13 protein-coding genes and 1 pseudogene are annotated in these 11,795 nt (G+C 66.8%); 11 read left to right on the top strand and 3 right to left on the bottom strand.

All coding sequences use genetic code 11. From position 1 onward, the window contains the following. Window positions 1-107: 107 nt before the first annotated feature. The 3 genes and pseudogenes from NOF53_RS20785 to NOF53_RS20775 form a co-directional block, all read right to left on the bottom strand. A pseudogene (locus NOF53_RS20785) lies at window positions 108-333 on the bottom strand (IS5/IS1182 family transposase); the annotation flags it as partial. 47 nt (window positions 334-380) lie between these two features. Beyond that, a complete protein-coding gene (locus tag NOF53_RS20780) occupies window positions 381-1,610 on the bottom strand; it encodes an MFS transporter (protein ID WP_255972235.1) in 1,230 nt (409 codons plus the stop codon). Between the two features lie 3 nt (window positions 1,611-1,613). Next, entirely contained in the window at window positions 1,614-2,966 is a 1,353-nt protein-coding gene (locus NOF53_RS20775; protein WP_255972233.1) for an NAD(P)-binding domain-containing protein, read from the bottom strand. Between the two features lie 101 nt (window positions 2,967-3,067). Here NOF53_RS20775 and NOF53_RS20770 point away from each other — a divergent pair, with 101 nt between their 5' ends. The 11 genes from NOF53_RS20770 to NOF53_RS20720 all read left to right on the top strand — a co-directional run bounded on the left by NOF53_RS20770 (window position 3,068) and on the right by NOF53_RS20720 (window position 11,769). After that, complete coding sequence (locus NOF53_RS20770; protein ID WP_255972230.1) at window positions 3,068-3,937, top strand: helix-turn-helix domain-containing GNAT family N-acetyltransferase; 870 nt, start codon at window positions 3,068-3,070, stop codon at window positions 3,935-3,937. 153 nt (window positions 3,938-4,090) lie between these two features. Beyond that, on the top strand, window positions 4,091-4,477 hold the full coding sequence (locus NOF53_RS20765; protein WP_255972228.1) for an ArsR/SmtB family transcription factor: 387 nt from the start codon (window positions 4,091-4,093) through the stop codon (window positions 4,475-4,477). Then, the gene (arsB, locus tag NOF53_RS20760; RefSeq protein WP_255972226.1) at window positions 4,474-5,589 is read left to right on the top strand and encodes an ACR3 family arsenite efflux transporter; all 1,116 of its coding nucleotides are present in this window, start codon (window positions 4,474-4,476) and stop codon (window positions 5,587-5,589) included. Before NOF53_RS20765 ends, arsB begins: the two co-directional genes overlap by 4 nt. Continuing rightward, window positions 5,589-6,272, top strand: coding sequence for an arsenate reductase ArsC (locus NOF53_RS20755; protein WP_255972224.1), 684 nt, complete (start codon window positions 5,589-5,591; stop codon window positions 6,270-6,272). Before arsB ends, NOF53_RS20755 begins: the two co-directional genes overlap by 1 nt. Window positions 6,273-6,307: 35 nt before the next feature. Further along, window positions 6,308-6,718, top strand: a complete 411-nt coding sequence (locus tag NOF53_RS20750) for an arsenate reductase ArsC (protein WP_255972222.1) — start codon at window positions 6,308-6,310, stop codon at window positions 6,716-6,718. 16 nt (window positions 6,719-6,734) lie between these two features. Further along, window positions 6,735-7,148 carry an arsenate-mycothiol transferase ArsC gene (locus NOF53_RS20745; protein ID WP_255972220.1) on the top strand — a complete coding sequence of 138 codons (414 nt, stop codon included), beginning with the start codon at window positions 6,735-6,737 and terminating at the stop codon, window positions 7,146-7,148. A gap of 24 nt (window positions 7,149-7,172) precedes the next feature. Beyond that, complete coding sequence (gene arsD / locus NOF53_RS20740; protein WP_255972218.1) at window positions 7,173-7,592, top strand: arsenite efflux transporter metallochaperone ArsD; 420 nt, start codon at window positions 7,173-7,175, stop codon at window positions 7,590-7,592. Between the two features lie 16 nt (window positions 7,593-7,608). Next, complete coding sequence (gene arsA, locus NOF53_RS20735; RefSeq protein WP_255972216.1) at window positions 7,609-9,375, top strand: arsenical pump-driving ATPase; 1,767 nt, start codon at window positions 7,609-7,611, stop codon at window positions 9,373-9,375. 202 nt (window positions 9,376-9,577) lie between these two features. Then, entirely contained in the window at window positions 9,578-9,952 is a 375-nt protein-coding gene (locus tag NOF53_RS20730) for a PLDc N-terminal domain-containing protein (protein ID WP_255972244.1), read from the top strand. A gap of 166 nt (window positions 9,953-10,118) precedes the next feature. Beyond that, window positions 10,119-10,562, top strand: a complete 444-nt coding sequence (locus NOF53_RS20725; RefSeq protein ID WP_255972214.1) for a hypothetical protein — start codon at window positions 10,119-10,121, stop codon at window positions 10,560-10,562. Window positions 10,563-10,686: 124 nt separating this feature from the next. Next, window positions 10,687-11,769 carry a M48 family metallopeptidase gene (locus NOF53_RS20720; RefSeq protein WP_255972211.1) on the top strand — a complete coding sequence of 361 codons (1,083 nt, stop codon included), beginning with the start codon at window positions 10,687-10,689 and terminating at the stop codon, window positions 11,767-11,769. The last annotated feature ends 26 nt before the right edge of the window (window positions 11,770-11,795 follow it).

Raw genomic sequence — 11,795 nt, 5'->3', positions numbered from 1 at the left:
GGCATCCTGCACGGATGCCTCAAGACCCGCACCCACTACGACGAAACGACGGCCTGGGCACATCACGTCGAGAAGGCTGCCGCTTGACACCCAAAGCTCATGGGATGTCTTTTCGCCCGCACGCTTGCCGCGTCCAGGATCGCTGCCGTCCAGTCGAGTTCGCCCGCGCTACCGAGCCGATCGAGCACCTCGCGATGTAGATTCTCGAACACCCCGGTCATCGGCCGGCGCACTGCCGCCTCCCTGCGGCCGGGCGACAAAACGCGGAATCAACGGTTCTACTGTCTCCCACAACGCATCCGGAACCAACCTCAATGACAACTCATCTACCACGCGTCACAGGTGTCCCACATATCACTTCATCCACATGAGACACGCTCTTAGTCGAAGTCGGAGGGATTCGGATCGGTGGGCATGCTCGCGGCCGCGACCAGGGCGGCGACGAGAGCGAGGGCCGCGAGCATCAGGTAGGTGTGGGCGTAGCTGCCAGTCCATGCCGACAACGCGGTTCCGGCCCACGGGGCCAGCGCCATGACGATGACGACCGGCGCGGACATCAGCCCGTTCAGGCGCCCGTAGTGGGTGGCGCCCCACCGGTCGGTTATCGCGGTGGCCTGGATCAGGGTGAAGATTCCCCGCACCAACCCTGCGCCGATCGCCACCCCGATCAAGGCGGCGGTGGTGGAAACGAGCCCGAGCAACGCCGTGCTCGCGGCGGTAGCGGCCAGGATCACCACGATGCGGGTGCGGGCGGTGGTCCGGGCGGCGATCGGGAGGTAGCCGAGGCGGCCGAGGACCTGCCCGGCCCCACCCAGCCCCAATGTCAGCGCGGCCAGCGATGGGGAGAAGCCCTGCTCGATGAGTAGCGGCACCAGGTTGAACACCCCGGCGAACGCGGCGAACGCCCCCAACGACAGTGCGATCACGAGGGCGAGGAAGGCGCGGCTGCGGGAGGCGTCGCGGTGCTCGACCGGATGACTCCCGGTCGGGGCGGGTGGGTGCGGCCACCGCCCGCGGAGCCCCAGCAGGTGCCCGGGCACCGTGATAATTGCCAGGATGACGGCGAGGACGAGATAGGTTGTCCGCCAGTCATACCGATCGACCAGCGCCGCGGTCAGTGGGGCGAAGACTGTGCTCGCCAAGCCGGCGGCCAGGGTCAGAATCATCAGCGCTGTGACGTAGTCGTCGCCGTACCAGCGGGTCAGCGCGGCGAACGCGGGCGGATAGAGCACCGCGCCCATTGCGATGCCGGCGGCCAGCCATCCGGTGTAGAAGATCGGCAAATTCGGAGCGGCCGCGACCACCAGAAGAGCCGGAACAGCCAGGACAGATCCGGCGGTCATCACCGCCCGGGGGCCGATGCGGTCGATGATCCGCCCGACCGGGATGCCTGTGAGTGCGGCGGCGAGCTGGGAGAGGGAGAACGCGGCGGTGAGCACCGGAAGTGACCACCCGGTGTCGGCCGAAATGGACACCGAGAGCACCGGAAATGCGTAGTAGAGGACGCCCCAGCTGGTGATCTCGGTCAGACACAGCACGGCCAGGATCCGCCGCAGACCACCCCGGTCCATCGACGAGGCGGTCTGCGGCAGGGTGGTGGCCTCGGCCATCGGTTATCCGCTGCTGGGGGCGGATAGGGTGACCAGCTGCGCGGCGGGAGCGGCGCAGCACCCTCCAGAGGTTTCCCCGGCTTCAGCAGTGGTGTCGGGTTCGTCGAACACCCCGGCACCGCCGCAGACCCCGGTTTCGGGCAGGGTCAGCTCGACCTGGGCGGCGGACTCGTGGTCCCCGGCGAGGGCGGCGGCGATGCTGCGGACCTGCTCGTACCCGGTCATCGCGAGGAAGGTCGGGGCCCGGCCATAGCTCTTCATCCCGGCCAGGAACACATCCGGCTCCGGATGCGACAATTCGGCGACGCCATGCGGGTAGACGGTGCCGCAGGAGTGCACGTTCGGGTCGATCAACGGTGCCAATTCGACCGGGGCCTGCAGCACCGGGTCGAGGCCGAGGCGGATCTCGGAGAGCCAGGACAGATCGGGGCGGAACCCGGTGAGCACCACCACCCGGTCGACGTCCTCGATGCGGGCGCCGGTGTCGGACACCAACGTCACACGGCCTCCACCATCGTCGGATTCGATGGTGGCGGTGCGGAATCCGGTGATTACCCGCAGCAGCCCGTCGTCGACGGCAGCCTTGGCGCGGAGCCCGAGGGCGCCGCGGGCGGGCAGCTGGTCGGTCTCGCCGCCGCCGAAGGTGGATCCGGCGTCGCCGCGGCGCAGCACCCAGCTGATCCGGGTGCCCGGTGCCTGCTTCTCGAGGTTGGCCAGTGCCACGATCGCGGTCAGCGCGGAGTGCCCGCTCCCGGCGATCACGATGTGCTTACCCGCGTACCGGGCGCGCACCTCGGGGTCGTCGAGGTTCGGCACCCGGTACTCGATCCGGTTTGCGGCGGCCTTCTCGCCGCGCGCGGGCAGGCCTTCACCGCCGAGAGGGTTCGGGGTGCCCCAGGTGCCGGAGGCGTCGATCACGGCCTGGGCGAGGACGCGGTCCTCGGTGCCGTCGGCGTGGCGGACGTGCACCGAGAGCGGTTCGGTGTCGCGGCCGGCGTCGACGACCCGGTCGCGACCGCGGCGGGCAACACCGATCACCTCGGTGTTCAGCTGCACGATGTCGCCGAGGGCGGCGGCGACGGGTTGTAGGTAGTTCGCGGCCCAGTCCTGGCCGGTCGGGTACGTGTCGTCGTCCGGGGCCACCCAGTCGGTGGTCTCGAGAAGGCGGCGCGCGGCCGGGTCGATCAGCTCTCCCCAGCCGGAGAACAACCGCACGTGGTTCCACTCCGCGATCGCCGCACCAACCACTGGACCGCGCTCGAAGACCAGCGGGGTCAGGCCGCGCTCACGCAGCTGCGCCGCGGCGGCCAGGCCGACCGGTCCCGCTCCTACTACGACTACAGGCAAGGTGTTCATTTCGAGATCCTTTCATCGACGCTCATCGATCCTCTTACCGCAGAGAGTATCGATGTGTATCGATGAATGCAACCATCGACGAATATCGATATAGTGAGGGCATGACTTCCCTGGACGCGCCGATCCTGCGCAGCACCAGCCCGACCGGTACGGATGCGCTGGCGCCTGATGATGCGGCCACCTACGCCGGTTGGTTCGCCTGCTTGGCCGATCCCACCCGAGTGCGGCTGCTGCACCAGGTCGCCTCCCGCCCTGCCGGGATCACGGTCGGCGAGCTCGCCGAAGCACTCGGGATCGGGCAGCCCACCGTCTCGCACCACGTCCGCAAGCTCGCCGACGTCGGCTTCGTCACCGTCCACAAGTCTGGGACCAGTACCGTTGTCGTGGTCAACCCGTCCTGCTGCACGGGACTCCCGCACGCCGCGGACGCGGTCATGGGGGTGCTCACCCCACGCCCGTGCTGTCCGGGCGATCTCCCCGAGGACGTGACCGTGCGCCCGATGGCCGAGCAGGACTGGGACGACGTCCGCCGGATCTACGGTGAGGGTATCGCCACCCGCACAGCCACCTTCACTACCGAAGTCCCCGCCCAGGAAGCCCTGGACGCGCAATGGCTGCCCGGGCATCGGTGGGTCGCCGAGATCGACGGCACGGTGGTCGGGTGGGCCGCGCTGAGCCCGACCTCCGGCCGGGACTGCTACCAGGGCGTAGCCGAGAACTCCGTCTACGTCGCCGACGGCATGCGAGGGCGCGGCGTCGGTAAAGCCTTGCTGCGCACCCAGGTCATCGCCGCCGACGAGGCCGGGGTGTGGACGCTGCAAACGTCGATCTTTCCGGAGAACCGGGCCAGTATCGCCCTGCACCACTCGGCCGGCTTCCGCACCATCGGTGTTCGTGAGCGCATCGCCCAACTCGACGGGATCTGGCGCGACACCGTCTTCCTCGAACGCCGATCGGCCGCCGCAGGCTGAACATGAGCGAACCGCCACCACCGGTGGATCGGCTGCGATCGCCGCGGACTCCTTCGACTTCCGCCGCGACCCTCTCCCTCGACTGAATTACCCCTCGGTTCGTTCACCGGATGTTCGTTTGCAACCTGATTCGATCACTGTCAATATCGACGTATGTCGAATCAAATGTCGGAGAGCGGTGTGTGTTGTTCGCCGCTGGTACGCGAGCCCTTGACCGAGGACTGGGCCGGGGATCTGGCCCGGATGTTCAAAGCGCTCGGTGACCCGGTGCGGCTGCGGCTGCTCAGCCTCGTGGCTTCTCACGCAGGCGGTGAAGCCTGCGTGTGCGACATCTCCGAAACGTTCGACCTGTCCCAGCCGACGATCTCGCACCACCTGAAGGTGCTCCGCTCCGCCGGACTGCTGGACTGTGAACGCCGCGGCACCTGGGTGTACTACTGGGTGATCCCGTCCGCGCTGCAGCAACTGTCTGCCGTGCTGCTGACCGAGGGCGGGCCCGTCGCGCCGTCCGAGGCGTGCGTGTCGGGGGTGCCCGCATGAGCGAAGTCGCTGCCACCGATCACCCCGCCGTTGTCGGCAAACTGTCCACCCTCGACCGATTTCTGCCGGTGTGGATCGGTGTCGCCATGGTCGCCGGTCTGCTGCTGGGCCGAATGATTCCCGGCCTCGGTGACGCCCTCAGCGCCGTGGAAATCGACGGCATCTCGCTGCCGATTGCCCTGGGCCTGCTGATCATGATGTACCCCGTGCTGGCGAAGGTCCGCTACGACCGACTCGACACCGTCACCGGCGACCGCAAACTCCTCATCGGCTCGTTGGTACTGAACTGGGTCCTCGGTCCGGCACTGATGTTCGCCCTGGCCTGGCTGTTGCTGCCGGATCTGCCCGAGTACCGCACCGGTCTGATCATCGTCGGGTTGGCCCGCTGCATCGCCATGGTCATCATCTGGAACGACCTGGCCTGCGGTGATCGGGAGGCCGCCGCCGTGCTGGTCGCGATCAACTCGGTGTTCCAGGTGATCATGTTCGCCGTCCTCGGCTGGTTCTACCTCTCGGTGCTGCCGGGCTGGCTCGGCCTCGAGCAAACCACTATCGACACCTCACCGTGGCAGATCGCGAAGTCGGTGCTGATCTTCCTCGGCATCCCGCTGCTCGCCGGTTACCTCACCCGTCGTTACGGCGAAAAGGCGAAGGGCCGTACCTGGTACGAGTCGAAGTTCATCCCGAGAATCGGCCCTTGGGCCCTCTACGGGCTGCTGTTCACCATCGTGATCCTCTTCGCTCTGCAGGGTGAGCAGATCACCTCCCACCCGCTTGACGTCGTCCGGATCGCGATCCCGCTGCTCGCCTACTTCGCGATCATGTGGGGCGGGGGTTACGCCCTCGGAGCAGCGATGGGGCTCGGCTACGAACGCACCACCACACTCGCGTTCACCGCCGCGGGCAACAACTTCGAGCTCGCCATCGCCGTCGCCATCGCCACCTACGGTGCCACCTCCGGCCAAGCCCTCGCCGGTGTCGTCGGCCCACTGATCGAGGTGCCCGTCCTCGTCGGACTCGTGTATGTGTCCCTGGCGCTGCGCAACCGCTTCTCGCACTCCGCCGGTTTCATTCCCGCATCTGAATCTTCCTCTGTGACAAAGGAGTTCTAGTGTCCGAGAACCCGCTCGATGAGGAACTGCGCTCCCAGATCCATCGGGCGCAACCGGAACTGCTGATGCCGCAAGCGATCCTCGACCGCACCGCCGCGGACCTGGCCGCCAAGTACACCGGCATCTTCTCCCCACAGACGGTGGAGCGCTATGTCTTCGAGTCCTACACCGCGCTGCGCCGCACCGCGAAGGTTCACACCCATTTGACGACGCTGGCCGGCCGGTTCGCCGCCGACCGACTCACCGCCCTCGCGCAATCGCACGGTGCGGCGCCGAAGGACGTGCCCGAGGTGCTGTTCATCTGCGTCCACAACGCCGGCCGCTCCCAGATGGCCGCCGCCCTGCTCGATCACCACGCCCAGGGGCGGGTGCACGTCCGCTCCGCCGGGTCTGCTCCGATTCACGCGATCAACCCGACGGTGGTCGAGGCGATGACCGAACTCGGCCTGGACCTGGGCGCCGAATACCCCAAGCCCTTGACCGACGACGTCGTCGCCGCCGCGGACGTGGTGGTCTCGATGGGCTGCGGCGACGCCTGCGCGATCTACCCCGGCAAGCGATATCTCGACTGGGCCCTCGACGACCCCGAAGGCCAACCGATCGAGACCGTCCGGGTGATCCGCGACGACCTCGATGCCCGGGTGCGGCAGCTGCTACGCGAACTCACCACCGTCCCTGCCTGACCCGCCCAAACTTCTTCCTCTGAAAGGATTTCCTTATGTCCACGACCCCGAGTGTGTTGTTCGTCTGCGTCCACAATGCCGGCCGCTCCCAGATGGCCGCAGGGTTCCTGCACCACCTCGCCGGTGATCAGATCGAGGTCCGCTCGGCCGGATCCGCCCCCGCCGAGAGCATCAACTCCGCCGCAGTGGAGGCCATGGCCGAGATCGGTATCGACATCTCCGATCAGTCCCCGAAGATCCTTACCCCGGACACCGTCCAGGCCTCCGACGTGGTGATCACCATGGGGTGCGGAGACGCCTGCCCTGTCTTTCCCGGGGTCAGCTACCGGGACTGGGCGCTCGAGGATCCGGCAGGCAAGGGCGTCGACGCGGTTCGCCCGATCCGCGACGAGATCAAGGGCCGGGTCGAGGCACTGATCGCCGAACTCGTTCCCGTCACCGCGTGAGAGGCGGGGACGACTGATGAACAAACCCTCCGTGTTGTTCGTGTGCGTGAAGAACGGCGGCAAGTCGCAGATGGCCGCCGGGCTGATGCGTAAGGCCGCCGGCGATTCCGTCGACGTGTACTCCGCCGGAACCAAGCCCGGCACCGCCGTGAACGCCCTCTCGGCGGAGTCGATGCTCGAGGTCGGTGTCGACATCACCGGCGAGACCCCGACTCTCGTCGACCCGCAGCTGGTCCGCGACGTCGATGTGGTGGTCACCCTCGGCCGCGAGGCGCACGTCGACCCCGTGGACGGGACCAGGTTCGAGAACTGGGACACCGTTGAGCCGTCCGAGCACGGCATCGACGGGATCGCGCGGATGCGGCTGGTCCGTGACGACATCGCCGCCCGTGTCGACCAGCTCCACAGCACCATCACCCATCCTGCCTGAAATCGGCCGAGGAGCATTATCCCCATGAGCACCATCGAAGTTTTCGAACCCGCCCTGTGTTGCAACACCGGCGTCTGCGGCGACGACGTCGACCAGGCATTGGTCACCTTCTCCGCCGACATGGACTGGGTCCACTCCAAGGGCGGTGACATCGCCCGGTTCAACCTGGCCAGCGAACCGCTCGCCTTCGCCGAGCGGGAACCAGTCAAGCAGTTCCTGCAGGTCTCCGGATCCGAGGGCCTGCCGCTGGTCCTTGTCGACGGCGTCACCGCGATCACCGGTCGCTACCCGGACCGCACCCAGCTCGCCAAGTGGGCCGGAATCATCACCGACGCCCCGGATGTGGTCGCACCGGCGGGGATCGCGGTGCTCGGGCTCACGGACACCACCGACACCGGATCCTGCTGCGCCACAGATGACAACAACAGCACCAGCTGCTGCTGAAAGGTTTTCCCCTGTTATGAAGTTTCTCGACACCCCGCCCCGCTTCCTGTTCTTCACCGGTAAGGGCGGGGTCGGGAAGACCTCGATCGCCTGTGCCGCAGCGATTCACCTCGCCCGCGCCGGCCACAGGGTGCTGCTCGTCAGCACCGACCCGGCCTCGAACGTCGGACAGGTCTTCGGGCTCACCATCGGCAACACCATCACCGACGTTGTCACCGTGCCGGGGCTCTCCGCGCTCGAGATCGACCCCGAACAAGCCGCCGACGCCTACCGCGAACGGATCATCGGACCGGTGCGCGGGCTGCTGCCGGAGAAGGAACTGGCCGCGATCACCGAGCAGCTGTCCGGGTCGTGCACCACCGAGATCGCCTCGTTCAACGAGTTCACCGCCCTGCTCACCGACAACGACACCGTCGCCGGGTTCGACCACGTGCTCTTCGATACCGCCCCTACCGGACACACCATCCGGCTGCTGCAGCTGCCCGGATCGTGGACCGACTTTCTCAACGACGGCAAAGGTGATGCGTCCTGCCTCGGCCCGATGTCCGGGCTCGAAAGGCAGCGCGCCGTTTACTCCGAGGCGGTTGCCGCTCTCGCCGACCGGCAGCGCACCCGCCTGGTTCTCGTCACCCGCGCCCAGCGTGCGGCGCTCGCTGAGATCGCCCGCACTCACACCGAACTCGCTGCCATCGGTCTCACGCACCAGCACGTCGTCGTCAACGGGCTACTTCCTAGTCCCGCGGATGGGGACGAGCTCGCCGCCGCGATTTATCGGCGCGAGCAGGGCGCCCTCGATGATCTTCCTCGCGAGTTGCGCGGCCTGCCGATTGACGAGGTCGAGCTCAAAGCCACCAATATGGTCGGCATCAGCGCACTCGAGCGCCTGTTCACCCCGGACCCTGCCGCGGCCCCGCAGGCCGCGGCAGGAGCAACTCCGTTGCCCGATGCTCCGCTGTCCGCCCTGATCGACGAACTTTCCGTATCCGATCACGGGCTGATCATGTGCATGGGTAAGGGCGGCGTCGGCAAGACCACCATCGCAGCCGCGATCGCCGTCGCCCTCGCCCAGCGCGGCCATCAGGTGCACCTGACCACCACGGATCCGGCCGCTCATCTCACCGAAACCCTCGACGGACTTCTCGAAGGCCTCGAGGTATCACGCATCGACCCCGCCGAGGCCACCGCGCAGTACCGGGACCGGGTGCTGGCCACCAAGGGCGCGGCCCTCGACGAACAGGGTCGCGCTACCCTGACCGAGGACCTGCTCTCGCCGTGCACCGAGGAGGTCGCGGTGTTCCAAGCGTTCTCCCGCGTCATTCACGAATCGCGGCGCAAGTTCGTCGTCGTCGACACCGCCCCCACCGGACACACCCTGCTGCTGCTCGACGCCACCGGGTCGTATCACCGGGAGATCGCCCGCCAGATGGGTGACACGGCGAATTTCACCACCCCGTTAATGCGGCTGCAGGACCCCGACCAGACGAGAGTTCTGCTGGTTACCCTGGCTGAAACCACGCCCCGCCTAGAGGCGGAGGGACTGCACGCGGATCTGCAGCGTGCTGGTATCCAGCCGTGGGCGTGGGTAATCAACAGTTCTCTCGCCGCGGCCGCGCCATCGTCCGAGCTCCTGCGACAACGAGCGGCCACCGAGCTCGGCGAGATCGACACGATCACCAGGACACACAGCAGGTATGTGGTGGTGCCACTACTCCAGTCGGAGCCGACCGGTGTCGGCGCCCTCGCTGCACTATCGACAACTCTCACCTCCGTGCCCACGCCCTGACAGCACGCCGGAACCGGGAGGTGCCGAGACCACACGAGCAAGCCGTTCCGGTGGCGTGAGGGCCAGCGAGATCGAAACCGATGCCTCCTCACCCCTCGGCGCACCGGCTGGGGAGCGACACGACGGATGTCGTAACGCAGGCACTCGATGCGGTGATGAATAGAGGGGCCGGTACCGGCCGGAAGTGACACAGGGGGTGGGTATGCCGTATCTAGGGTTGATCGTGCTGATTGTGTGGGTGGGTTGTCTGATCGACGTGATCTGCGCCGAGGAGTACCGGGTTCGGCATCTGCCGAAGACGTTGTGGTTGATCATCGTGATCCTGCTCCCGTTGATCGGATCGGTGCTGTGGCTACTCGTGGGCCGCCCGCACGGCGGCAGTTGGGCTGGGCCGCGGCAGCCGGCGGCGTCGGGGTTCCCGGAGTACGACCGGCCCGGCCGGCACGTCGCCCAGCAGTCCGAATCGGACGAGGAGTTCCTGCGCCGGTGCCGCGAACGGGCCGAGGAACAACGCCGCATCGCCAAAGAGCAGGAGAAGCGACGGCGTGAAGCAGGTGGTGACGACCCCACCGTGTGACCGCGATCGAGTTGCACAGGATCGGCGGTCGGTGCGCGGAACAGATCCACCGTGTTCCTGACATTCCCGCCCGCGGCTCCGTCAGAACATGATCCGACTGCACGGGTCGACTTCGGTCTGGCGTTTGTGTTTGTAACGGTTGTGCTCTCCAAACCGACCTGCTGGTATGAGACGTTCGCGGACTGCCCGGTCCACACCGCTGGCCGCGGCCGTGTGCGCCGTTGCGGCCATCTGGTCGGCACCATCGGCTGCGGCAGAGGTCATTGACGTCACAATCGTTCCCGGACTCGGCGGCGGCCCGACAACGCCGTACGGGGCCGGCTGTACGTATCTCGTGGTGGCCAGGACTGCCGCTCCGGCAGAGGCGGGCGTGTCAATCGTCGACTACACCGGTGCTTCCACGATGTTCCCGCAAGAATTGATCTGGGACACCGTCGATCCCTATTACAACTCGCCCGTCGCACTCGGTCATGCGTTCACCCTGTGGACCCCGACGGAACCCGGTGAACATTCACTGATGGCGTATCAGACGTCCGCCGGTGGACCGATCGAAACAGTGACAGTCAATCCGGGAACACCGATCGGGCCCGGTTGCATCGTCGCCCCGTGACCCCTGTGCCCCGGCACGAGCAGGGGCCAGGTGCACAGGTGCAAACACGCCCCGGAGGCGTGAACCACGATGGACGCCAAACACAGATTCGGCCCTGGGACAGGGCCGAGGTGAGGAGAATACGTTGAGCGCAGCACCGGATCGCACCCGGATGGAGTTTCCGGGGATCAGCTCGCGGGCGTGGGAACACCCTGCTGACCGCGCAGCTTTGGTCACCCTTCGCACGTTGAAGGGGTTCGACACCGTGTTGCGGACGCTGTCAGGATTGTTGCAGGAGCGCCAGCATCGGCTGATGTATCTGGCGACGTCGGTGCGGGTGGATGGACGTCAGTTCAGTGACCTGAATGACCTACGCGCGGACTGTATCCGCATCCTCGGCGCCGAGGAGACCCCGGAGTTGTTCGTGTTGCAGACCCCGGTGGTGCAGTCCTTCACCATCGGTATGGACAAACCATTCATCGTGGTCACCACCGGATTGTTGGATGTGCTGAACTACGAGGAGCAACGGTTCGTCATCGGCCACGAACTCGGCCATGCCCTGTCCGGGCACGCGGTGTACCGCACGATTTTGCTGCATCTGATGCGGCTGGCCGGGACGATCGGCTGGCTTCCGGTCGGTGGGTGGGCACTGCGGGCGATCATCGCAGGGTTGATGGAATGGCAACGCAAATCCGAACTCTCGGGTGATCGAGCCGGCTTGTTGTGCGGTCAGGACGTGCATACCGCGTTGCGGGTGCAGATGAAGCTGGCCGGCGGATCGCGGGTGAGCGAGATCGATACCGACGCCTTCCTCGCCCAGGCGGCCGAGTACGACGCCTCCGGCGATCTGCGGGACGGGGTTCTGAAGCTGTTGAACATCGAGCTGCTTGCGCACCCGTTCTCGGTGTTGCGGGCGGCGGAGCTGAAGAAGTGGGTCGACGACGGCGGGTATGCGGCGGTGCTCCGCGGGGAGTACCCGCGGCGCGGCGAGGACGACACCCGGATCGGCGACGAGTTCCGCAGTGCGGCACGCACGTATAAGCAGAACTTCGATGCGTCGAACGATCCGTTGATCCGGATGCTGCGGGAGATCGGCTCCGGGCTCGGGGGTGCGGCCACCGTGGTCGGCAATGGTGTGGGGGAGGTGGCCACCGACATCAAGGACCGATTCAACCACTGGCGCCGGGGGTCCGGGAACAACAGTGCGGGGCCCGAGACCCCCGAATAACCCGCCTCTCCTGCTTCCGTACACAG

Origin of the sequence: Rhodococcus tibetensis (assembly GCF_024438035.1) — a bacterium.
GTDB lineage: Bacteria > Actinomycetota > Actinomycetes > Mycobacteriales > Mycobacteriaceae > Rhodococcus_F > Rhodococcus_F tibetensis.
This window is presented reverse-complemented; position numbering and strand designations above follow the sequence as displayed.

Excerpts from the sequence above, each read along its gene's own strand:
- NOF53_RS20770 (WP_255972230.1), top strand. The coding sequence starts at position 3,068 with ATGACTTCCCTGGACGCGCCGATCCTGCGCAGCACCAGCCCGACCGGT.
- NOF53_RS20765 (WP_255972228.1), top strand. The coding sequence starts at position 4,091 with ATGTCGAATCAAATGTCGGAGAGCGGTGTGTGTTGTTCGCCGCTGGTA.
- arsD (WP_255972218.1), top strand. The coding sequence starts at position 7,173 with ATGAGCACCATCGAAGTTTTCGAACCCGCCCTGTGTTGCAACACCGGC.
- NOF53_RS20730 (WP_255972244.1), top strand. The coding sequence starts at position 9,578 with ATGCCGTATCTAGGGTTGATCGTGCTGATTGTGTGGGTGGGTTGTCTG.
- NOF53_RS20750 (WP_255972222.1), top strand. The coding sequence starts at position 6,308 with ATGTCCACGACCCCGAGTGTGTTGTTCGTCTGCGTCCACAATGCCGGC.
- NOF53_RS20745 (WP_255972220.1), top strand. The coding sequence starts at position 6,735 with ATGAACAAACCCTCCGTGTTGTTCGTGTGCGTGAAGAACGGCGGCAAG.
- NOF53_RS20780 (WP_255972235.1), bottom strand. The coding sequence starts at position 1,610 with ATGGCCGAGGCCACCACCCTGCCGCAGACCGCCTCGTCGATGGACCGG.
- arsA (WP_255972216.1), top strand. The coding sequence starts at position 7,609 with ATGAAGTTTCTCGACACCCCGCCCCGCTTCCTGTTCTTCACCGGTAAG.
- NOF53_RS20775 (WP_255972233.1), bottom strand. The coding sequence starts at position 2,966 with ATGAACACCTTGCCTGTAGTCGTAGTAGGAGCGGGACCGGTCGGCCTG.
- NOF53_RS20725 (WP_255972214.1), top strand. The coding sequence starts at position 10,119 with ATGAGACGTTCGCGGACTGCCCGGTCCACACCGCTGGCCGCGGCCGTG.
- arsB (WP_255972226.1), top strand. The coding sequence starts at position 4,474 with ATGAGCGAAGTCGCTGCCACCGATCACCCCGCCGTTGTCGGCAAACTG.